The 20,702-nt window shown below is 68.9% G+C and carries 22 protein-coding genes and 1 pseudogene; 14 read left to right on the top strand and 9 right to left on the bottom strand.

Going from position 1 to position 20,702, the window contains the following annotated elements:
• The first annotated feature begins 103 nt into the window (after positions 1-103).
• The 10 genes from PV396_RS42235 (at position 104) to PV396_RS42280 (ending at position 11,515) form a co-directional block, all read left to right on the top strand.
• Positions 104-790: a hypothetical protein gene (locus PV396_RS42235; protein WP_319213679.1), complete on the top strand. Its 687-nt coding sequence runs from the start codon at positions 104-106 to the stop codon at positions 788-790.
• A 107-nt stretch (positions 791-897) separates the two neighbouring features.
• Positions 898-1,845: a hypothetical protein gene (locus PV396_RS42240; RefSeq protein WP_319213680.1), complete on the top strand. Its 948-nt coding sequence runs from the start codon at positions 898-900 to the stop codon at positions 1,843-1,845.
• Between the two features lie 511 nt (positions 1,846-2,356).
• Positions 2,357-4,777: a right-handed parallel beta-helix repeat-containing protein gene (locus tag PV396_RS42245; protein WP_319213681.1), complete on the top strand. Its 2,421-nt coding sequence runs from the start codon at positions 2,357-2,359 to the stop codon at positions 4,775-4,777.
• A gap of 479 nt (positions 4,778-5,256) precedes the next feature.
• Positions 5,257-6,021 carry a HipA family kinase gene (locus PV396_RS42250; protein ID WP_319213682.1) on the top strand — a complete coding sequence of 255 codons (765 nt, stop codon included), beginning with the start codon at positions 5,257-5,259 and terminating at the stop codon, positions 6,019-6,021.
• Positions 6,018-6,401 (top strand): DUF3037 domain-containing protein, encoded by a 384-nt coding sequence (locus PV396_RS42255; RefSeq protein WP_319213683.1) that lies wholly within the window; start codon positions 6,018-6,020, stop codon positions 6,399-6,401. Before PV396_RS42250 ends, PV396_RS42255 begins: the two co-directional genes overlap by 4 nt.
• A 138-nt stretch (positions 6,402-6,539) precedes the next feature.
• On the top strand, positions 6,540-7,301 hold the full coding sequence (gene fabG / locus PV396_RS42260; RefSeq protein WP_319213684.1) for a 3-oxoacyl-ACP reductase FabG: 762 nt from the start codon (positions 6,540-6,542) through the stop codon (positions 7,299-7,301).
• A gap of 18 nt (positions 7,302-7,319) precedes the next feature.
• Complete coding sequence (locus PV396_RS42265; RefSeq protein WP_319213685.1) at positions 7,320-8,078, top strand: SDR family oxidoreductase; 759 nt, start codon at positions 7,320-7,322, stop codon at positions 8,076-8,078.
• Between the two features lie 359 nt (positions 8,079-8,437).
• Positions 8,438-10,018: an ABC transporter substrate-binding protein gene (locus PV396_RS42270; RefSeq protein ID WP_319213686.1), complete on the top strand. Its 1,581-nt coding sequence runs from the start codon at positions 8,438-8,440 to the stop codon at positions 10,016-10,018.
• Between the two features lie 92 nt (positions 10,019-10,110).
• Positions 10,111-10,794: a uracil-DNA glycosylase gene (locus PV396_RS42275; protein ID WP_319213687.1), complete on the top strand. Its 684-nt coding sequence runs from the start codon at positions 10,111-10,113 to the stop codon at positions 10,792-10,794.
• 169 nt (positions 10,795-10,963) lie between these two features.
• Positions 10,964-11,515: a hypothetical protein gene (locus PV396_RS42280; protein WP_319213688.1), complete on the top strand. Its 552-nt coding sequence runs from the start codon at positions 10,964-10,966 to the stop codon at positions 11,513-11,515.
• Between the two features lie 94 nt (positions 11,516-11,609).
• Here PV396_RS42280 and PV396_RS42285 read toward each other — a convergent pair whose 3' ends face one another.
• Both PV396_RS42285 and PV396_RS42290 read right to left on the bottom strand, forming a co-directional pair.
• Positions 11,610-12,128 carry a hypothetical protein gene (locus PV396_RS42285; protein WP_319213689.1) on the bottom strand — a complete coding sequence of 173 codons (519 nt, stop codon included), beginning with the start codon at positions 12,126-12,128 and terminating at the stop codon, positions 11,610-11,612.
• A gap of 151 nt (positions 12,129-12,279) precedes the next feature.
• Entirely contained in the window at positions 12,280-12,798 is a 519-nt protein-coding gene (locus PV396_RS42290; RefSeq protein WP_319213690.1) for a DinB family protein, read from the bottom strand.
• Positions 12,799-12,926: 128 nt separating this feature from the next.
• Between PV396_RS42290 and PV396_RS42295 the strand changes: the two genes are divergently transcribed.
• On the top strand, positions 12,927-13,838 hold the full coding sequence (locus PV396_RS42295; RefSeq protein ID WP_319213691.1) for a Gfo/Idh/MocA family oxidoreductase: 912 nt from the start codon (positions 12,927-12,929) through the stop codon (positions 13,836-13,838).
• On the opposite strand, the gene lnt is transcribed toward PV396_RS42295, so the two are convergent.
• Together lnt and PV396_RS42305 are read right to left on the bottom strand one after the other, a co-directional pair.
• Complete coding sequence (gene lnt, locus PV396_RS42300; RefSeq protein ID WP_319213692.1) at positions 13,756-15,330, bottom strand: apolipoprotein N-acyltransferase; 1,575 nt, start codon at positions 15,328-15,330, stop codon at positions 13,756-13,758. The genes PV396_RS42295 and lnt overlap by 83 nt on opposite strands.
• 173 nt (positions 15,331-15,503) lie before the next feature.
• Positions 15,504-16,019, bottom strand: coding sequence for a nuclear transport factor 2 family protein (locus PV396_RS42305; protein WP_319213693.1), 516 nt, complete (start codon positions 16,017-16,019; stop codon positions 15,504-15,506).
• Positions 16,020-16,109: 90 nt separating this feature from the next.
• Here PV396_RS42305 and PV396_RS42310 point away from each other — a divergent pair, with 90 nt between their 5' ends.
• Positions 16,110-16,742: a DUF4291 domain-containing protein gene (locus PV396_RS42310; protein WP_319213694.1), complete on the top strand. Its 633-nt coding sequence runs from the start codon at positions 16,110-16,112 to the stop codon at positions 16,740-16,742.
• A gap of 45 nt (positions 16,743-16,787) precedes the next feature.
• Complete coding sequence (locus PV396_RS42315) at positions 16,788-17,531, top strand: SDR family oxidoreductase (protein ID WP_319213695.1); 744 nt, start codon at positions 16,788-16,790, stop codon at positions 17,529-17,531.
• Positions 17,532-17,562: 31 nt separating this feature from the next.
• Here PV396_RS42315 and PV396_RS42320 read toward each other — a convergent pair whose 3' ends face one another.
• Both PV396_RS42320 and PV396_RS42325 read right to left on the bottom strand, forming a co-directional pair.
• Positions 17,563-17,742 carry a hypothetical protein gene (locus tag PV396_RS42320; protein WP_319213696.1) on the bottom strand — a complete coding sequence of 60 codons (180 nt, stop codon included), beginning with the start codon at positions 17,740-17,742 and terminating at the stop codon, positions 17,563-17,565.
• A gap of 104 nt (positions 17,743-17,846) precedes the next feature.
• Positions 17,847-17,984: pseudogene (locus PV396_RS42325) on the bottom strand (undecaprenyl-diphosphatase); the annotation flags it as partial.
• Positions 17,985-18,289: 305 nt separating this feature from the next.
• On the opposite strand from PV396_RS42325, the gene PV396_RS42330 reads away from it, so the two are divergent.
• Positions 18,290-19,387, top strand: a complete 1,098-nt coding sequence (locus PV396_RS42330) for an integrase core domain-containing protein (RefSeq protein WP_319213697.1) — start codon at positions 18,290-18,292, stop codon at positions 19,385-19,387.
• 111 nt (positions 19,388-19,498) lie between these two features.
• Here the strand turns inward: PV396_RS42330 and PV396_RS42335 are convergent, their stop codons facing one another.
• The 3 genes from PV396_RS42335 to PV396_RS42345 are packed head-to-tail and all read right to left on the bottom strand — an operon-like array spanning position 19,499 to position 20,366.
• A complete protein-coding gene (locus PV396_RS42335) occupies positions 19,499-19,687 on the bottom strand; it encodes a hypothetical protein (protein ID WP_319213698.1) in 189 nt (62 codons plus the stop codon).
• Positions 19,688-19,743: 56 nt separating this feature from the next.
• Positions 19,744-20,118 (bottom strand): hypothetical protein, encoded by a 375-nt coding sequence (locus PV396_RS42340; protein ID WP_319213699.1) that lies wholly within the window; start codon positions 20,116-20,118, stop codon positions 19,744-19,746.
• Positions 20,115-20,366, bottom strand: coding sequence for a hypothetical protein (locus tag PV396_RS42345; RefSeq protein ID WP_319213700.1), 252 nt, complete (start codon positions 20,364-20,366; stop codon positions 20,115-20,117). Before PV396_RS42345 ends, PV396_RS42340 begins: the two co-directional genes overlap by 4 nt.
• Positions 20,367-20,702 lie beyond the last annotated feature (336 nt).

Raw genomic sequence — 20,702 nt, forward strand, 5'->3', positions numbered from 1 at the left:
GTACAGCGACCCGTCCGGACTGTTCTTCGACCTCCTGTTCGGCGGCAGCTTCTGGCGCACGATGTGGAATTCCCGCCACAACGCGGCGGTGATGCTGAGAGCCATGGCGGTTCGCTTCTACGACCTCTCCCACGGCAACGGCCACGGGGCCGTGACCACGAGCCGCAAGGCGAATGCCATCAAGCACGGCTCGTACAACAGCATCAACGTCAAGAAAGAATCCCTGAAGAAGACCGGGTACGCGGACCTCATCTACTGGACGGACAAGAAGGTCTACGTCTGGGAGATCAAGCACCAGCAATCGGCCAACTACAGGTCGTCGAGACCGTCGGCGGAATCCACCGGGCCCGCGCAGCTCAAGAACTACATCAAGTATCTGACCAAGCAGCTGCGGGCGAAGGGGGACAAGAGAGAGGTCGTCGCCGGTTTCGCATTCCCGCTGGAGCAGTCGGGTCCCAGCATCAAGGCCGATGAATTCATCACCGTCCGCTCGTCGTCGAAAGCCGCGGGAATCGAGGTGTACACGTACACGAAGGTGAAGAAGATCGACAAACCCTCACCGTCGCCGTTTCCGCAGCCGAATCCGACGACCGTCCCGGAACGGGTGCCCCAGCCCGCGAATCCGTACCAGCCGGCACCAGGCGCGACGCAGCTCGCCCCGCTGCCGGGAGCGGAGACCAACAACGAGTGGGGCTGGGACTGGGGGACGGTGACGACGCCGGACACCAGCACCAGCGGGGCGCTCGCGACGGTGGCCTTCCTGACCGCGCTGTTCCTGAGCCCTGCGTGACGGCACCGCACCACGATCGGCTGCTCAGGCCGCCGATCGTGGTGCAGTAGCCTGCGGTTGACGTCAGTGGGTTCCGGTGTGCGTCCGGTGGAGCGAAGGGGCGGGACATGGCGGTGGAGCGCGAGATCAGGCTGAACTCGAGTCTGCGTGCTGAGATCAATCTGCCCTGCCCCGAGGACGGATCCGCCTACCGCGAGGTGGCCGAGGCATGGTTCACCGCGGCCCTGGCCGAACTCGCCGGGGCGCTGGGGGAGGAATTCGGATACGACCTGGACCTTTCAGCCCGTGCCTCGGCCATCACCGGGGGAAACAGCAAGTACGGAGACCCGGGGAGTTTCTGGGCCTCACTGCTTGTCACCCGGGCCTCCGGGCGGATGGTCGAGACCTATTGGTCGCCGAAGAACTGGCGGACATTCCTTCGGGACGTGGAGAAAATGCCGCCCGAGGCCAAGGTGCAACTGGCCCTGGTGGGAAATGACGGTTTTCCGGGTGAACCTTGGCTGGACGTCTCCGTCGTACGCGAACGGGACGCTCCGGACTGGATCGCGCTCGTCGTGGACCGCACCACCGAGGAATTCGCCGATACAGGCACGAGAAGCGACGCCCAGAACCGCTGGACCGCGTTTCTGGGAACGCAGGCGCACGCCCACGAGTCGATCCTCTTCGGCGGCGTCGCGGACGACGCGGAAGCCGCCACCGGCCGCACAGCTCTGGAAGCCACGCTGGGCCTCTTCCAGGACGACACCTTCCCGGACCTGGACTCGGTCCTGCGCGGCTACGCGTGGATCACGGTCTGTTCCCCAGGTGTCGTGAGGGCGCTGGGCGGCGTCGGCCGTCTCCGGGACAGCGCCGCCTTCTTCGCGGTCGAGCCGCTGGCCTGCGGAGGAGCGCTGCTGCGCGCGACGGAGAACATCTGGGAGTACGGGCCCGACGCGGTGCACGCGGTCTTCCGTGCCCTCGCTCCCGCGCTGCCGCCGGGCGAGGCCTCGCCGGTCATCTCCTCCGACACTCTGCGTCTGGCCTTCGAGGATGCGGCCGAGCTGGAACGTCCTTGACACCAGAACAGTCCTGACTCCGGCGGTACGACTCACCGCGGACACCAATGTGCCCAGCCAGCTTCGCGCGGTCGTGGAAGGTACTGCTGAGAATCAGCCCGAGCTCCCGCAGAGCCGCCTCGTCGTTGCCGTAGACGCACCATCATCCCGCCCTCGGGATCGAAGCCGCCGATCCGGTCGGCGAGTTCCGGCGCGTGGACTGCGGGCATCGTGGCATGACCGACTGACAGTCGGCCTGCTCGCGACGCGGGGCGCACGCCGCGGCTGTTCCGGCGGACCGCCCCGTGATCGGCTGGGGCGCGCCCCAACTCCGCTTCCCTGTAGGCACCTTGACCCCCGCGTGCGTGTCCCGGAACCACCCGTCGGCGGTTGACCCAGCCACCCCGCCCCGCGAGACTGATCATGATGTCGGCGGAGAGGCGAGGTGCCGCCGACTCACGTGCGAACCGGGGATGCAGGGGGAGTCAGGGCCGAACAGGCGGCCTCCTACAGAAAGTTGATGATGAGACCCATGGCGAAGCCCGTGCTTTCCGCGATGCCCTCGGTCGGCAGACTGGCCGCGTCGGCCGCCACCGCGCTGATCCTGACGGCCGCCCCCGTCACGGTCCCCTCGGCCCTGGCCGACGACGCCACCGCCCTCGGAGCGGACGGCGCCGCCGCGCATTCCGTAGCCACCGACCTCACCTGGTCGCCGATCACCTTCGGCCAGTCCACCGACCTCAACTTCGCGTCCAACGTGCTGCCCGAGAAGGTCGGCACCAACTACGCGAAGTCCGATCACCCCGGCACCCTCGAAGGCCGTACCGTGCTGGAGAGCCGTGGTGGCAAGCTGGCGCCCGGGCATGACGGGATCACCTTCTACCAGACCGTCCTGAACCCGAAGACCGACAACTTCGTCCTCACCGCCGACATGACCGTCGAGCAGTTCGGGCCGGAGACCGGTGCCGCCGTCAACTCGGCCGACAGTGCCGGGATCATGGTGCGTGACGTGAACGGGGCAGCCCGTCAGGAGCCGATGGTCACGGGGTTCGAAGAGGTGCCCGCCGCCTCCAACGTCTTCGGCGCAGGCATGATGAAGACTGGGCTCAGCGGCTTCAGCCGGACCGGTGTCGTGAAGCCGTACGGCAACCCCGGGGGCGCCCTCAAGGCGATCCCCTTCACCAAGGACTCCAAGTACGCGCTGCCCACCGGGACCCCCGTCACGCTCCGACTGGAGCGCACCGACACCGAGTTCGTGATGTCGGCGACCTTCACGCACGCCGGTGAGCCCGCCACCTTCGAGCAGCGGGTGGCCGGGGCCGACTGGGTTCAGGACATCGACCCCGATCACATGTACGTCGGGCTCTATGCCGCCCGTAACGCCAAGGTCAGCTTCGACAACGCCCGCCTTGAGGTGAGCGAGGCGCACACGCAGCCGCGTACGCCGGTCCAGGTGCCCCCCGTCGCACCCGCTCTGACGCTGTTCTCGGCGCCCGAGACCAGCACCCGTGACTACACGATCCGGGCGCGTCCCAACTACGACGGCACTCTCGTCGTCACCGACACCGGCAGCGGAGAGCGGATCGCCGAGGCGCGGGTCGCCGCGAACGAGATCTTCGGGCATGACGTGCGACTCGCCTCCGATCAGGCCGACTTCGAGCTGACCTTCACACCCGACGCGGCCTCGTCACCCGGTACTCCGGTCAGCAGGTCGCTCAAGGTCGTCAGAAAGGCGTACGGCGAGAAGGGGGACGGCTGCGTCGTGCACGCCTCCCCGGGCGGTACCGGTGCCGGCGCCGGTACCGTCTCCGATCCTGTCGATCTCGCCACCGCCCTCAAGTACGTCGCACCGGGCGGTGAGGTGCTCATGCACGACGGGACCTATCAGCCGACCGGCACACTCAACCTCGGTGCCTCGTACAGCGGGCTCGACAGGAAGCCCAAGACGCTCAAGCCGTACCGTAACCAGTCGGTCGTCATCGACGGACGCGACGCCCTCGACGTCGTGCTGCGGCTCGACGCCGACAACTGGCGGGTGCGGGGCTTCCACATCACCCACGCGCAGGCCAACGCCATGCGGGTCAGCGGCAGTCACAACACGATCGAGCGGATGCTGTTCAACTACAACGGCAACACCGGCTTCCAGATCACCGGCAGCGGCAGCGACCCCGCGCTGTGGCCCTCGTACAACCTCGTCCAGGGCAACGAGTCGCACGACAACAGGGACCTCGACGACGAGAACGCCGACGGGTTCGCCGCCAAGCTCGGGGTCGGCGCGGGCAACGTCTTCCGGGGCAACATCGCCCACCACAACATCGACGACGGCTGGGACCTCTACAACCGTACGAACGAAGGCGCCAACCTCCCGATCACCCTGGTGGACAACATCGCCTACGCCAACGGACGCCTCAGCAACGGCTACGACGAGGACAGCAACCGGGGGAGCGGCTTCAAGCTCGGGGGTGAAGGGCTGCCCGTCGACCATGTGGTGCGGGGCAACATCGCCTACGACAACAACCTCGACGGCTTCACCGACAACTTCAACCCGGGCCGCATGACGCTCACCGGCAACACGTCCTTCGACAACAAGCGGTTCAACTACATCGCCCGCTTCAACCCCTATTTCACGGCCGCCGAGCAGGGCGTCTACCGCGACAATCTCTCCTTCCGGACCGAGGACGGGCCCGGCGGCGCCGAACCCGTGCGGGACTTCCTCTCGGGAGACGTCGACCGTACGAACGTCCTCTTCGACGGGGAGCGAGCCGTGAGCTCCGACGGTACGACGGTCGCCACGACCGCCGATTTCTACTCGCTCACGCCGCCCGCCTCGTACGAACGCAACCGGGACGGTACCCCGCGCCACGGTGCCTTCCTCCGGCCGACCCGCCACAGTCCGCTGAACACGGCGGGTACGGGCGGTTCGGCGGTCGGGGCGCTGAGCAGCCGACACTGAACGAGGACCGGTAGCGGCAAGGGGCGGTCGGGCGGGGCCACGGGGCCGTTGAGGGGGCGGCGATGCCGCTCCGGAAGACGACGTTCGCTCTGCGGGATCATGCCCGACCGTGGACGTTGCCGGCCTGTCGGTCATCGCGCGGGGGGCACCGGGCCGTGCGCTCGGGTTGCGGCGCGGTCGCGCCACACTGCCTCCCCGGGCCCTGGGACCCGAGGAGGACCGGCGTACGGTCGGCGTGGCCCGCGAACCGCTGCGCGGCCAAGTGCAGCAATCACCCCTGATTACTATGCTCACTTCATGCCGGAGGCCGGAACGCAAGGGGCGAACCGCCGTCGACGGACTGCTCGGGGAGTGGGGAACCGCAGGCCGGTCGAAGCCTCCCCGATTCCCCCCAGGGCCGACGACGGGCGATGTCCGCTGCTGCATCCTCCCGCAGTGACCATGGATTGCAAGGTTGACGAGACGGATGGCCTGGAAAAATGCTAAAAGAGGTCATCGCGACCCGCTACATCACGCCCTTGCGCGAAGGGGGTTCGCTGCCGGGGCTCGTCGAGGCCGACGATCTCGGGGCGTACGTCGTGAAGTTCACCGGTGCGGGACAGGGCCGTAAGACGCTCGTCGCCGAGGTCGTCTGCGGTGAACTGGCCCGGCGGCTGGGGCTGCGGGTGCCGGGGCTGGTGACGGTCGCCCTCGACCCGGTGCTGGGGCTCGGTGAGCCCGACCAGGAGGTGCAGGGGCTGCTCAAATCGAGCGGTGGCACCAATCTCGGTATGGATTTCCTGTCGGGGGCGCTCGGCTTCGACCCGCTCGTCTTCGAGGTGGGTGCCGAGGAGGCCGGGCGAGTGGTGTGGTTCGACGCTCTCGTCAACAACGTCGACCGGTCCTGGCGCAATCCCAACCTGCTGATGTGGCGCGGCGACCTGTGGCTCATCGATCACGGCGCCACGATGATCTGGCACCACCACTGGCCCGGCGCCGGGACCTCGGCCGCCAAGCCGTACGACGTCTCCGAGCACGCACTCGTGCGGTTCGGCCCCGACATCGCCTCGGCCACCGCCGAACTGGCGCCGCTGGTCACCGAGGAGCTGCTCGCCGAGGTGACCGCCGAGATCCCCGACGAGTGGCTCGCCGACGAACCCGGCTTCGAATCGCCGGACGCGCTCCGGCGGGCCTACGCGGAGCCGCTGCTCGCGCGCGCGGCCGTCATCCACGAGCGGATCAAGGGTCTTGAGGGGGAGAAGTGAGCGAGCGGCACGTCTTCGAGTACGCGTTGTTGCGGGTCGTACCCCGGATCGAACGCGGCGAGTGCTTCAACGCCGGCGTCCTGGTGTACTGCCGTGCCAGGTCCTTCGTGGCCGCGCGTACACACCTGGCGGAGGGCAAGCTGCTGGCACTCGACCCCGGGGCCGACCTGGTCGGTGTGCGGGCCGCTCTGCGGGGCGTCGAAGAGGTCTGTGTGGGCGGGAAGGCCGCGGGCCAGGCCGGGCTGGACGACGCGGGGCGGCGCTTTCGCTGGCTGATCGCGCCTCGCTCGACGGTGGTCCAACCGGGCCCGGTGCACACGGGGCTCACGTCCGATCCGGCCGCCGAGGTGGGGCGGCTGCTCGACCTGCTGGTCAGGTAATGGCTCACACCGGTGTGACATGACGTTGACACCGGGTGCCAGGACTTCTAGCGTCACGGGTACCGAAGGTACTAAGCGGTCGCTCACCTGTGGGCGTACCGTGGACCGCAGGCTTTTCAAGGGCGAGGAGAACCAGCAATGTCCACCACAGAGCAGCGGGTCGCCGTGGTCACCGGCGGCGCGCGAGGCATCGGCGCCGCGACCGCCGTACGACTGGCGGCGGAGGGCCGTGCCGTCGCGGTGATCGACCTCGACGAGGCCGCCTGCAAGGACACCGTGGAGAAGATCACCGCCGCCGGTGGCAAGGCGATCGCCGTCGGCTGCGACGTCTCCGACGAGGCCCAGGTCGCGGCCGCGGTCGCGCGCATCGCCGAGGAGCTGGGCGGACCCACGATCCTCGTCAACAACGCGGGCGTCCTGCGCGACAACCTGCTCTTCAAGATGAGCGTGTCCGACTGGGACACGGTCATGAACGTGCACCTGCGCGGCGCCTTCCTGATGTCGAGGGCCTGTCAGAAGTACATGGTGGACGCCAAGTTCGGCCGGATCGTCAACCTGTCCTCGTCCTCCGCCCAGGGCAACCGCGGCCAGGTCAACTACTCCGCCGCCAAGGCCGGACTCCAGGGCTTCACCAAGACGCTCGCCCTCGAACTCGGCAAGTTCGGCGTCACCGCGAACGCCGTCGCCCCCGGCTTCATCGCCACCGACATGACCGCCGCCACCGCCGAGCGCGTCGGCATGGGCTTCGAGGACTTCAAGGCCGCCGCGGCGACCCAGATCCCCGTGCAGCGCGTGGGCAACCCCGACGACATCTCCAACGCCATCGCCTTCTTCACGGGCGAGGCCGCCGGATTCGTCTCCGGCCAGGTGTTGTACGTCGCCGGCGGACCACTCGACTAGGACCGGGGACAGAGAAGGATGAGCACTGTGGAACTCTCGGGCAAGGTCGCCCTCATCACCGGCGCCAGCCGGGGCATCGGCTACGGCATCGCCGAGGCGCTGCTCGCGCGCGGTGACCGGGTGTGCATCACCGGCCGCAACGAGGACGCGCTCAAGGAGGCCGTCGAGACGCTCGGTGCCGACCGGGTCATCGGCGTGGCGGGCAAGGCCCACGACGAGGCCCACCAGGCTGTCGCCGTCGAGCGCACCCTGGAAGCCTTCGGACGGGTCGACTTCCTCGTCAACAACGCCGGTACGAACCCGGTGTTCGGGCCGATCGCCGACCTCGACCTCAATGTGGCGCGCAAGGTCTTCGAGACCAACGTCGTCTCCGCGCTCGGCCTCGCCCAGAAGACCTGGCACGCCTGGCAGAAGGAGAACGGCGGCGCGATCGTGAACATCACGTCCGTGGCCGGCCTCTCGGCCTCGCCGTTCATCGGCGCGTACGGCATCAGCAAGGCCGCGATGGACAACCTGACGCTGCAGCTGGCGTACGAGTACGCGCCCGGGGTGCGGGTCAACTCGATCGCCCCGGCGGTCGTGAAGACCAAGTTCGCCCAGGCGCTCTACGAGGGCCGCGAGGAGGAGGCGGCCGCCGCCTACCCGCTCGGCAGGCTGGGCGTGCCCTCCGACATCGGTGGCGCCGCCGCGTTCCTGACCTCGTCCCAGGCCGAGTGGATCACCGGCCAGACGCTCGTGGTCGACGGCGGCATCTTCCTCAAGGCCGGTCACGGCTGACACGGCGGTACGGAATCCGGCGGGCGCTCGTCGTGAGACGGGCGCCCGCTTCCGTACTCAGGGGTCACAGGCGTCACAGGGCCCCCAGGGCTCCTTCGGGCGCCGATGAATTTGACGTCTCCTTTGCCATTTACCGGAAGATGAGCGGCGAAAAGCTCCTATGTCGGCCGCTGCAAACTTATGCGTGTCACCTGACAGAAAAAGCTCCTGTGTCGACGTCCGAGGTCACACGGTCCAGGAGTGGTGTTTTTCGATACGCGCTGATCAAGTGGCCTCCCGGGAGGCTGGACCACCTGGTGGGGCACTGCGGTATGGTCTGCCGACCGTTGGCTTGGTATGGCAGATCGAGGAGCGTGCGCGTGTTCAACCGGAACCGGGGCCTGCGGCAGTTGGCGACGGCCGCGTCCATATCCATGGTCGCCGGGTGCGGGGTCTTCTCCTCCGACTCCTCCAACGAGGGCAGGGCGATCGTGGTGGGGACGACCAGCGAGCCCAGCGTGCTGGACCCGGCCGCCTCCTGGGACAACTCGTGGGAGCTGTTCCGCAACGTCCACCAGACGCTGCTGAACTTCGACACCGGTGGGACCGAGCCCAAGCCCGACGCCGCCAAGAGCTGCGCGTTCACCGACAGTTCGAGCACGGTCTACAGCTGTGAGCTGCGCGAAGGACTGAAGTTCTCGGACGGACACGAGCTGGACGCGCAGGCCGTCAAGTACTCCATCGACCGGATCAAAACGATCAACGTCAACGGTGGCCCCGCCGGCCTGCTGACCAGCCTCGACCGCATCGAGGTGAAGGGCGACCGCGGGATCGTCTTCCATCTGAACCAGCCCGACGCGACCTTCCCCTTCGTGCTCTCCACGCCCGCCATGTCGATCGTGGACCCCGAGGAGTACCCCGCGAAGTCCCTGCGCCGGGACGGCAAGGTCAACGGCTCCGGACCGTACACCCTGGAGTCCTACAAGGAGGGCGACCAGGCCGTTCTGGTCAGGAACGACAACTACAAGGGCATCGCGGACCTCAAGAACGACGCCGTCACCATCCGGTACTTCAAGAACTCGGCCGAGATCGCGGACGCCCTCCGCGACAAGAAGATCGACATCATCTACCGCGGGCTCAGCGCCGACGACATCGTCGACATCCAGGACAACGAGAAGGAGGAGGGGCTCCAGCTCGTCGAGAACCCCACCACCGAGATCAGTTACCTGGTGTTCAACCCCAAGGACCCGTGGTCCGGCAAACTCTCGGTCCGCAAGGCGATCGCCCAGCTCGTCGACCGTCCGGCACTGGCCCACAACATCTACAAGGACACCGTCGAGCCGCTGTACTCCATGATCCCCAAGGGGCTGGTCGGCCACACGACGGGCTTCTTCGACAGCTTCGGGAGTCCCAGCTCCTCCAAGGCCAGGCAGATCCTGCTGGAGGACGGCGTCACCGAGCGGGTCCCGCTCACCCTCTGGTACACGAGTGACCGCTACGGTTCCCAGACCAAGCCGGCCTTCGAGGAACTGAAGCGGCAGCTGGAGGACTCCGGCCTGTTCACCGTCACCCTGCAGAGCCGCCCCTGGAAGACCTATGTGGACGGTTACCAGAAGGGCGAGTACCCGGTGTTCGGGCGCGGCTGGTTCCCCGACTTCCCCGACGCCGACAACTTCGTCGCCCCCTTCGTCGGCGAGCAGAACGCGCTCGGCACGCCGTACACCTCGCCCGAGATCACCGGTCAGCTGCTGCCCGAGTCACGCCGGGAGAGCGACCGGGGAGCCGTCGGCCCGGAATTCGAGGAAGCCCAGCAGATCATCCTGAACGACGCCCGTCTGCTGCCGCTGTGGCAGGGCAAGCAGCATGTGGCGGCGAACGAGGACATCGGGGGCGCCGAGGTGTCCATCGACCCGGCGACGATGATGGTCATGTGGGAGCTGTACTGGAAGACCAGCTGGTAGCGGGCTCATGACCCGTTCTCGGTGACCGTTGTCAGTGGGCGCCGGTAGGTTCTTCGGTGAGTGGAACACACCGCACATCGGAGGAAGTTCACGTGACCGACATCGCCATGCTGCCCGAGTCCTGGCGCGGCGTCCTGGGTGACGAGCTGCAGCAGCCCTACTTCAAGGAGCTGACCGAGTTCGTCGAGGAGGAGCGGGCGAGGGGTCCTGTCTATCCTCCGCGCGACGAGGTGTTCGCGGCGCTCGACGCGACCCCCTACGACAAGGTGAAGGTCCTGATCCTCGGTCAGGACCCCTACCACGGCGAGGGGCAGGGCCACGGTCTGTGCTTCTCGGTCCGGCCCGGGGTGAAGACGCCGCCCTCGCTCCGCAACATCTACAAGGAGATGAAGGAGGAGCTGGGTACGCCCGTCCCCGACAACGGCTATCTGATGCCGTGGGCCGAGCAGGGCGTGCTGCTGCTCAACGCGGTGCTCACGGTCCGCTCCGGCGAGGCCAACTCGCACAAGGGGAAGGGCTGGGAGAGGTTCACGGACGCGGTGATCCGGGCCGTGGCCGACCGTCCCGACCCGGCGGTCTTCGTGCTGTGGGGCAACTACGCGCAGAAGAAGCTCCCGCTGATCGACGAGGAGCGGCATGTGGTGGTGAAGGGGGCGCATCCGTCGCCGCTCTCGGCGAAGAAGTTCTTCGGCTCGCGCCCGTTCAGCCAGATCAACGAGGCGGTGGCCGGCCAGGGGCACGAGCCGATCGACTGGACCATTCCCGACCTGGGCTGATCCGCCCTGCATCGAGGTGAACCGGGAGCGGTGAGCCGGGTCGCCGGGCCGGTGTCCGTCTGTCGCGGGGCCGGTCCGGTGCCGTACCGGCCCGCCTGACCGGGATTGTCAGTGCCTGCGGTTAGCGTCGGAAAAGACAGCGGGCACAGCGGACAGGGCGGAGGGCGCGGTGGCGGAGCGGCAGGAACAGGTGGCGCCGGAGGCCATGATGACCCGGATCGGTCAGGCCGTCATGTTGCATCACGGTGGTGACCGCGAGGAGGCCCGGGACCGCTTCCTCGGGCTGTGGGCGGAGATCGGCGAGGACGGCGACCCGTTGCACCGCTGCACCCTGGCGCACTACATGGCCGACACCCAGGACGATGCCTCGGACGAGCTGGCGTGGGACCTGCGGGCGCTGTCGGCTGCGGAGGAACTGTCGGACGAGCGCGTCGCGGAGGTCGTCCGGCACGAGGGGGCGCTCGCCGTACGTGCCCTGTACCCCTCACTGCACCTCAACCTGGCCGCCGACTACGTGAAGCTGGACCGCCCCGAAGCCGCCCGCACCCACCTCCGCCGCGCTCGCGGCGCGGCCGACGCCCTCGGCGACGACAGTTACGGCGACGGGGTCAGAGCCGCCATCGGGCGGCTGGAGTCGCGGCTGGGGGAGGGAGAACCCTCCGGCGGGTCGGACGGCGGACCGGAAGGGGATTCCTGGGGGCCGCCGAGACAGCGGCCCTGAGTTTCGGACGGTCGCGGCGCTGACGGGCGTGTTGACGGGCGCTGACGGGAGCTGTGGAAGAACCTCCGACCGCGCGTCAGTCCGACGTGCGCGTTCAACGCCCGTACGTCTCCTTGCAGATGACCGCCTCCGGGCTGTCCTTGCCCCAGCCGCCGTACTTCCTGCCGAGGGCGCACACGTCCGTGTTCTCGCGTACCGGACGGGACATCTCGGGAAGCTCGACGCGCGGCTGGGTGTGGCGGCGCTCCGGCTTCGGCGGACGCTGTTTCGGCTTCGACCGGCGCGGCGGCGGAGGAGATGCCGGAGCGGCGGCCGGTGGCGGCGCGGGCGCGGCAGCGGCCGGGTGGTGCCGCTCCACCGGGGTCCGCGGTGCCCGCTGGGCCTGCGTGGGCCCGCGCTCGGGGCCGATGAGCTCCAGTGCCTCCCGGGCGGGCGCCTGCACGATCTGCGGTTCGGCCCTGCCGACCGGGCTCGGCGGCACCGACGGCTGGGACGGTGCAGGGGGCGGCGGGAGCGGGCCGGGCGCGGACGGCTGCTGGACCGTGACGCAGCCGGCGAGGGCCGTGACAGCCACGGTGACCAGAAGCGTTGCGGTGGTCGTCGTTCGATGCACCCGCGCAACTCTGCTGTGTCCGGCCCGTTTTGGAACCGCGGACAAGCGCAGGATGCCCCACTCGAGTGATCTCCGGCCCCTTACGGAGGGTGCGGGACGGCCCCGGCTGACGGTCGTCACCGTCCCGAGGCCCGCCGCCCGCAGGCCCGGCTCAGTCGCCGGTCGCTCCGTCGAGGCGCTCGCGGACCAGATCGGCGTGGCCGTTGTGGCGGGCGTACTCCTCGATCATGTGCGTGTAGATCCAGCGCAGGCTGAACGGCTCGTCGCTGTGCCGGCTTCTGCCCTTCGAGAGGCCGTCGAGACCGAACTGAGCGGCATTGCGCCGGGCGACGTCGATCTCGGCCTGCCAGGTGCCGTAGGCCTCGTCCCAGGTGTCCGCCTCGGTGAGATGGAACTCGCCGTCCGGGTCCTCCTCGGAGTAGTAGATCGGGCCAGAATCGTCACCCACCAGCACTCTGCGGAACCAGCTCCGCTCCACCTCCGCCATGTGCCGCACCAGCCCCATGAGGGACAGTTCGGAGGGCTCCACCGAGGCCGTCCTGAGCTGGGCGTCGGTCAGTCCTTCGCACTTCCACGCCAGGGTCTGGCGGTGGTAGTCCAGCCAGCCCTCCAGCATCGTGCGCTCGTCGGCGTTCTGGGCGGGTTCACTGCGCGGCGCCTGTGTCGTCATGCACGCATGATCGCTTACCGCGGCAGTCCCCACCATGGGTTTTCCACCGGTCTCGGCCTGCCTGCGCGGCCTGCGGCGGCCGTATGCTTCCGGCATGACCCCGGCAGGCAACCCCTGAAGGAGACCCCGTGAAGGTCGGCTGCATCGGACTCGGTGACATCGCGCAGAAGGCGTATCTGCCAGTGCTGGGCATGCGGCCCGAGGTCGAACTGCATCTGCACACACGGACGCCCGGGACGCTCACCCGCGTCGCAGACGGTCTGCGCCTGCCGGCCGGGCAGCGTCACGCCGAAATCGACGCACTGATCGCCGAGGGCCTCGACGCGGCCTTCGTGCACGCGCCCACCGTGGTGCACCCGGAGATCGTGACCAGGCTGCTCGAGGCGGGCGTACCGACGTTCGTCGACAAGCCGCTCGCATACGAACTCGCCGAGTCGGAGCGGCTGGTGAGGCTGGCGGAGGAACGTGCCGTCTCCCTCGCCGTCGGGTTCAACCGGCGCTTCGCGCCCGGGTACACGCAGTGCGCCGACCATCCGCGCGAGCTGATCCTGATGCAGAAGAACCGCATCGGGCTGCCCGAGGAGCCCCGCGCGATGATCCTCGACGACTTCATCCACGTCGTGGACACACTGCGGTTCCTGGTGCCGGGGCCGGTCGACGACATGACCGTGCGCGCCCGCGTCGAGGACGGGCTGCTCCACCACGTGGTGCTCCAGCTCTCCGGGGACGGTTTCACCGCGCTCGGGGTGATGAACCGGCTCAGCGGTTCGGCCGAGGAGATCCTCGAGGTGTCCGGGCAGGACACCAAGCGTCAGGTGGTCAACCTCGCCGAGGTCATCGACCACAAGGGGCAGCCGACGCTGCGGCGACGCGGCGACTGGGTGCCGGTTTCCCGGCAGCGCGGCATCGAACAGGCGGTGCTCGCCTTCCTCGACGCCGTGCGCGCGGGCAAGGTGCTCAGCGCCCGGGACGCACTGGCGACTCATGAACTGTGCGAGCGGGTGGTACGAGCGGTGGGGGAGCGGACCGGCGCCGCCTGAGCAGTCCCACGCCCTCGACGGTACCCAGGACGACAAGGACGAGCACGGCGGCGTGCACCGTCCAGTCGCCGAAGCGGACGTACGCCGTGACACCCCGGGCCAGCGGGACGTCGTACACCGTCGTGGTGCTCGCATCGGTGCCGAGCCAGGAGCCGACGCGCTCGCCGCTCGGGCCGTAGACGGCGGAGACGCCGGTCAGCGTGGCGTGCACCATGGGCCGGCCGGTCTCGGCGGCACGCAGGGCCGCGATCGACGCGTGCTGCTCGGGGGCCCAGCTGTGCTGGAACGACGAGGTCGACGACTGCGCGACGAGCAACTCGGCGCCGTCCTGGGCGAGATGACGGCTCATGTCGGGGAACGCGGACTCGAAGCACACCATCGGCCCGATGCGCAGCCCGTGCCCGACGTTCATCACCACCTGCTCGCTGCCGCGCCTGCGGTCCTCGCCCGCCGCCTTGCCGACGGAGGTGGCCCAGCCCAGCAGCGAACGCGCCGGAATGTACTCACCGAAGGGCACGAGCCGCATCTTGTCGTACCGGTCGCCGGTGGGGCCGTCCGGGCCGACGAGCACCGAACTCTTGTAGATCCCGGGCCGGTCGGAGCGCCTTGCGTCCACGTTGACGAGGATGTCGGTGCCGGTGGCGCGGGAGAGCGACGCGAGCCGTTCGGCCAGGTCGGGGCGGTCGGCGAGGTCGTAACCGACGCTGCTCTCGCCCCAGACGACCAGGTCGAGGCCCTGACCGGCCAGCCGGCGGGTGAGCGCCTCCTCGAGAGCGAACCGTTTCTCCGCGCTGTCGGCCCCGCCGACGACGCCCGGCTGTACGACGGCGATCCGTACCCGGCCGTCCACCTCCGGACGAGGTGACCACACCCAGGCCGCGGAGGTGACGGCGGCGGTGGCGACGAGCCCGGCCACGGCCGGGACCCGGGACTCGCGTACCGCGACCAGGACGACGACCGCCACGTTCACGGCCACCACCAGGAAGCTGAGCAGCCACACTCCGCCCACCGAGGCCAGCCGCAGCGCGGGTGCCACCTGCCATTGGCTGGATCCGATCATGCCCCAGGGCCCGCCGAGCCCCTGCCACGACCGGACGAGCTCCACCATGAGCCATCCCGAAGGCAGCACGACCAGCCCGGCGGCGATCCGCCCCACCGAGGCGCGGCCCGCCAGGAACCGCCGGAGGAGCAGCCCCCACGGCGCCCACAGAGCGCCCAGCAGCGCCGCGAGGACGAAGATGAACACATTGAGGCTCGGCAGCAGCCAGTGATGCACGGCCAGCATGAACCCGAAGCCGCCGAACCAGCCGTCGTACGCCGCCCGTTTGCCGGTCGGGGCGGAGCGGACGAGCAGAATCCAGGGCACGAGCGCGACGTAGGCGAACCACCAGAGCGCCGGGGCCGGGAAGGCGAACATCGGCAGGGCACCGGCCAGCGCGGCGGCGAGGGAACGGCGCCAGGGGGAGGCGATCCAGTGGCCGGGCAGTTTCATACGGCGCCTCCTACCAGTCGGTTCCCCGGGATCACCGGGTCAACTACCCAGTCGGTCACCCCTTACCTGCGTCCAGTGTGCGTGGTGTGGACGATCTCGGACCAGCAGGACTCCGGCCAGGACGGCGGATTCCTCGTATTGGCGTACAGGGGCTCGTCAGGGAGACCAAGGGGTCAGTGTTCCTGCCGGTCGGCGGCCGGGCGGTGGACGGTTTCTGACAGGTGCGTCGGCGCGCGCCGCCACTTCTCCTGGACGACCACCTCGCGCAACCGCCAGCCGTCCCCCGTACGGATCAGTCCGAAGGCGTACCGGCCGCCGCACACGAAGTCGGGTGCGGTGGACCCGGATTCGCCGTTGCCGTTCGCGAGACGCATCGGGTTGATGTAGTCGGCCTGGACACGGGCCGTGTCGCCGGTGTCGTGCTCCAGGACGTCGAAGCCGACCCGGCGGTTGACGATCAGATGCTGCCGCATGGGGAAGAGTTCCATGCTCTGTCTGAGCCACCCGGCGACCTCCCGGGCGTCCCCCTCGATACCGCCGGCCGAGCGGTAGTCCGCCCGCCCGTCCGGTGCGAACAGTTCCCTGTACGCCTCCCAGTCGCCGTCGTCCACCGCCACCGCGTACGCGGTGACGAGTCCGTCGAGGGAGAGCCTGTCCATCACGGTCGCGAGCTCCACACGCTGCGTCATCGGCTCAGTGTTGGGCACAGGGCGGGCGGAGCCAAGGGACGTGCGGATATTCGGTGGCCTGTGGGCGTGTCCGACTCCCAAGCTGGTCGCGTGAAAGATCAGACAGTCGTTTCTCCCGACACTTCCCCCGAGCGGGAACCCAGGTTCCGTGTACGCGCCCGTCATACGGCGTCCACACTGACCGTCTATCAGGCCTACCGCCCGGAGATCGGGCTCGCGGCGGCCCGCGACGGCCGGTTCCCGCCGGAGTGGAGCCGCAGTCGCATGACGTGGATCAAGCCGTCCTTCACCTGGATGATGTACCGCTGCGGCTGGGGCACGAAGGAGGGCCAGGAGACCGTGCTGGCCGTCGAGATCAGCCGGGAGGGCTTCGAGTGGGCGCTGCGCAACGCCTGTCTGTCGCACTACGTGCCCGAGCTGCACGAGGATCAGGGTGCCTGGAAGCGGCAGCTGCGGCTGGCGTCGGCGCGGGTGCAGTGGGATCCCGAGCGGGATCTGCGGCTGAATCCGCTGCCGTACCGGTCCCTGCAGCTCGGGCTCTCCGGGGAGGCGGCGGCGCGGTACGCCGACGAGTGGATCGTCGGGATCGAGGACGTGACGTCGCTCGCCGCCGAGGTCCACGCGCTCGTACGGGCGGGTCAACTGGACCGTGCGGCCGGGCTGTTGCCGGAGGAGCGGCCTCTGCCGCTCGACGAGGGCGCGCTCGCGCATCTGCGAGCGTAGGGACCACGGACCGGGTACGGAGCAGCGAGACACGGAGGTGTGCCCATGAGCGGGTCGTCGGTCACGGTGATCACGGGTGGCAGTCGGGGGATCGGTGCCGCGACCTGTCTACGGCTCGCGGCGGACGGTCACGATGTCGCGGTGGGGTACGTGCGGGACGCGCGGGCCGCCGAGTCGGTCGCGGCGGCGGTGCGGGAGGCGGGGGCGCGGTGTGTGACCGTCCAGGTGGACACCTCGGTCGAGGCGGAGGTGGACCGGCTGTTCGACACGGTCGAGGACCGGCTCGGGCCGGTCACTGGGCTGGTGAACAACGCCGGGGTGACCGGCCCGTTGGGCAGGCTCGCCGACGCGGACCCCGGTGATCTGCGGCGCGTGGTGGAGGTCAATCTGCTGGGTACGCTGCTGTGTTCGCGTCGGGCGGCGCGGGCCATGACGGCTCGGGGAAGCGGTGTGATCGTCAACGTGTCGTCCGCGGCGGCCACTCTCGGTAGTCCCGGCGACTATGTCCACTACGCGGCGACCAAGGCGGCTGTCGACGCGCTGACCATGGGGCTGGCGAAGGAACTCGGACCGGACGGTGTCCGGGTCAACGCGGTGGCCCCGGGCATCATCGACACCGAGATGCACGCGACGATGGGCGACCCGGGCCGGGCGGAACGCGCAGCGCCGACGATTCCGCTCCGCAGGCCGGGGCTGGCCGGGGAAGTCGCGGCAGCCGTCGCCTGGTTGATGTCCGACGAGGCCTCCTACGCCACCGGCGCGGTGCTGCGGGTGTCGGGCGGGAGGTGACGCCCGGCTTGCCCGACGGGCGCCGGGTGGGTCAGGCGGCCTCGATGATCTCGCCGCGTATCGCCGCCGCCCATCTGACCACCAACAGCTCGTACTCCTCCCGCTCCTGGGCCGAGAGGGAGCCGCCCGCGCGGAGCCAGAGCGCGCGGATCTCTTCGTTCAGCATGGCGGCAGACCGCACGGAACCAGGGGTCAGGGAATCGGGGGACATACGTATCAGCGTAGGCGCAGGGACTGACAGTGCGCTACCGAGCGGCTACTCACCAGGTATGTGGTTGGTCACGGTCGCCCGCCGCGGCGGCAGGCGCAGCCGCGTCAGCCCGACGACTCGGCCGCGTGCGGGCTCAGCACACCCATGCTGACCAGCACAATCACCACCACACCGAGGGCAATACGGTAGTACACGAACGGCATGAAGCTCTTGTGCGAGATGAACTTCATGAACGAACCTATGCCGACTTGTCCCGAGCCGCCGCGACCTGCTGTTTTCCACCACTCTTCAAGATCGAATGGTAGAGCAGTGGGAGATGGCACTTTCCAGTGCTCTCCCTCGCTGGCCACGAAGCGCAGCCACCTGGTTTGCACTTGTGTACGGCATGAGCGCGTGTGGGGCCGTTCGCCAGCCTGCGCGCGAGGCCAGTCGCCCGTGGGATGAGACAGGGCAGGCGCCGACCGTCACCTGTGCGTGCCGAGAATCTCGTCCGCGCAGGTCATCCCGCTTGCGGCCGCTGCCAGTTGCCACGGCATGATGACCACTCGTGCTCCTGCGTCTCGCCTATCGGACCGTGTCGAATGCCTTCGCCGCGCTCTGGCTGCTCCCGATGAGCGACCGCGCCAAGGACGCCGAGATCCTGGCCCTACGCCACCAGATCACGGTCCTTGAGCGCCAACGCGGCCCGAAAAGGGTGAAGTTTGCCCCCGAGGATCGGGCCTTCCTCGCCGCGTTCCTGGCACCGCTGCCGCGCCAGGTGCTGCGTCGTCTCCGGCTGCTGGTGCGTCCGGACACGGTGCTGCGGTGGCACCACAACCTGGTGAAGCAGCGGCACGCCCGCATCTGCCGCCTCAAGCGGCCCGGCCGGCCGCGCACCGTTCGCTCGATCCGGGCGCTGGTCCTGCGCCTGGCCCGCGAGAACAGCGGCTGGGGCTACCGCCGTATCCAAGGGGAACTGGCCGTGCTCGGCATCACGGTCGCCCCGTCCACCGTCGGGGAGATCCTCAAGGCTGAGGGTGTCGACCCGGCGCCGGAACGGAGCGCCACCACCTGGGCCGGCTTCCTGCGCTCCCGGGCCGACGCCCTGCCGGCCATGGACTTTGTCGAAACCATCGCCCTGACCGGGCAGCGGCAGTACATCCTGGCCGTCATCGAGCACGCAATCCGCGGCATCCGCGTCCTGGGCACCACCGCACACCCCACTGCGTGCTGGGTGACCCAGGCGGTCAAGAACCTCGTCATGGACCTTGAGGACGTGGGCGCGCACGCCGCCTACCTGATCCGCGACTGCGACGCGAAGTACCCTGCCCTGATCGACGAGATCCTCGCCGACGTCGGCATCCAGAGCGTGTTCACCGGCGTCCGCATGCCAAGGATGAACTCGATCATGGAGAGATGGGTGCTCAGCCTGCGTCGCGAGCTCCTCGACCGCACCCTCATCGGGAACGCTCACCACCTGCGCCATGCTCTGAGCGAGTACGAGCGGTTCTCCAACGAGCACCGCACCCACCGCTTGCTGCAGGCAGCCGCGCCGCTGCGCGCACTCCCCGAAACCATCACCGACCCCAGGGGGATCGCTCGCCTCGACATACGTCGACACGACCGCCTCGGCGGAGTGATCCACGAGTACCAACACGCCGCTTGACCAGCACGGACGTGACTCTCGGCACACACACGATCAGTACTCGCCGTCTTGGTCGCCTTCGGTAAACGGCTCGGCGATGCGCTGGGCGAGGTCGTCCTGCCGCGGTTGGGCTCAGTGCCGGAGCTCCGCGATACGTGCGGGGCTCAGACCGTAGGCTTCGAACTCGGCATCGCTCACCCATGCCACCGATTCCAGGCGATCGTGCAGTTCCTGCAGGTCGAACTCCTCAGGGCGGCGTGCCCCCAGCGCCTCGAGTTCGCCGATGCTGAACTGCTCGGAGGCCGCGTGCACATCGATCACGTCGCGCGGCAGTCCGCGGTCTCCTAGCGCCCGCACGTTGGTCCCGATGAGATCTTTCAGGGCGATGACCGGGCCGAGTCCCAGTGACACCGGTGGCTGCCAGAGCACCTCCTTGAGGAGGTCGACTTCGCAGGACTGGCCGGTGTCGGGTCGGTGGCCAGGAAGCGGGCCTTGAGGGGGGCGGTATGCACTGCGGAGATCCGCCAGCCGCGTGCACTCAATCCTTGCGTCAGGTGGTCGGCGATCTGCGGCAGTGCGGTGGGGTGGGTGGTGGCGAAGTCGAGATCCTGGCTGGGGCGATGGCCGATGCCGTGCGCCTGGATCGCGTAGCTGCCCATGAGGGCGAGCCCGTAGGGGCGGCCCAGGTCGAGGGTGTCGCTGAGGAGCCGGCGGTGGTGAGCGGGGAGATCCGGTAGCTCCTGGTGGTTCACGCGGCAGCCTGGCCGGTGTGCGGGCGCAACCGGGGGAAGGCGCCCTCCCAGGCTGTGCGGACGCCGCGGCCGACCATTTTCCGGAGCCGGGGCCAGTGGGAGGTCAGGAGGTTGCCGTCCAGGAATTGGATGTAATCGTCGCGCAGGCCCGTGGTCAGGACGATGCGGTACATGCCGAGGAGCAGCTTGTCGTCGTCCAGATCGAAGGTGTGCAGTCCGGACCAGGCGAGGTGCAAAGGCAGATCCACAGGGCCTCGGGTGGGACCGGTCAGTTCGGTCAGGCTCGACGGCAACTGGTCGGAGGCGGGGCCCCAACGGGAAGGCGTGGACGCGTCGCGCTCTGTGGTGTGCTGGTGCCCGGGGCCGTACGAATCGATAGGGCAACGATAGTGGCTCCTGGGCGAGGCGCAGGAGCAGCAGATCGGGGTTGAACTGGCGGCCGTGACGCTCATGGCGCCCGCGAGGTCGTCGCCAGAGCGGAAAGACCGTGTTGACATGCGGTTTTGCCGTATAGCGTCTACGCTGATGCCTTTCCGATGACGCACCATGTGGAGTGTGTGGCGATCCTTGAGCCTGCCGCAAAG

Source organism: Streptomyces sp. ME02-8801-2C (genome assembly GCF_033793965.1).
Taxonomy (GTDB): Bacteria; Actinomycetota; Actinomycetes; order Streptomycetales; family Streptomycetaceae; genus Streptomyces.

What these genes read in the sequence shown, in the direction of transcription:
- PV396_RS42235 (WP_319213679.1), top strand. Translation starts at nt 104, where the DNA reads ATGGCGGTTCGCTTCTACGACCTCTCCCACGGCAACGGCCACGGGGCC.
- PV396_RS42240 (WP_319213680.1), top strand. Translation starts at nt 898, where the DNA reads ATGGCGGTGGAGCGCGAGATCAGGCTGAACTCGAGTCTGCGTGCTGAG.
- PV396_RS42245 (WP_319213681.1), top strand. Translation starts at nt 2,357, where the DNA reads ATGGCGAAGCCCGTGCTTTCCGCGATGCCCTCGGTCGGCAGACTGGCC.
- PV396_RS42250 (WP_319213682.1), top strand. Translation starts at nt 5,257, where the DNA reads ATGCTAAAAGAGGTCATCGCGACCCGCTACATCACGCCCTTGCGCGAA.
- fabG (WP_319213684.1), top strand. Translation starts at nt 6,540, where the DNA reads ATGTCCACCACAGAGCAGCGGGTCGCCGTGGTCACCGGCGGCGCGCGA.
- PV396_RS42265 (WP_319213685.1), top strand. Translation starts at nt 7,320, where the DNA reads ATGAGCACTGTGGAACTCTCGGGCAAGGTCGCCCTCATCACCGGCGCC.
- PV396_RS42290 (WP_319213690.1), bottom strand. Translation starts at nt 12,798, where the DNA reads ATGACGACACAGGCGCCGCGCAGTGAACCCGCCCAGAACGCCGACGAG.
- lnt (WP_319213692.1), bottom strand. Translation starts at nt 15,330, where the DNA reads ATGAAACTGCCCGGCCACTGGATCGCCTCCCCCTGGCGCCGTTCCCTC.
- PV396_RS42305 (WP_319213693.1), bottom strand. Translation starts at nt 16,019, where the DNA reads ATGACGCAGCGTGTGGAGCTCGCGACCGTGATGGACAGGCTCTCCCTC.
- PV396_RS42315 (WP_319213695.1), top strand. Translation starts at nt 16,788, where the DNA reads ATGAGCGGGTCGTCGGTCACGGTGATCACGGGTGGCAGTCGGGGGATC.
- PV396_RS42320 (WP_319213696.1), bottom strand. Translation starts at nt 17,742, where the DNA reads ATGTCCCCCGATTCCCTGACCCCTGGTTCCGTGCGGTCTGCCGCCATG.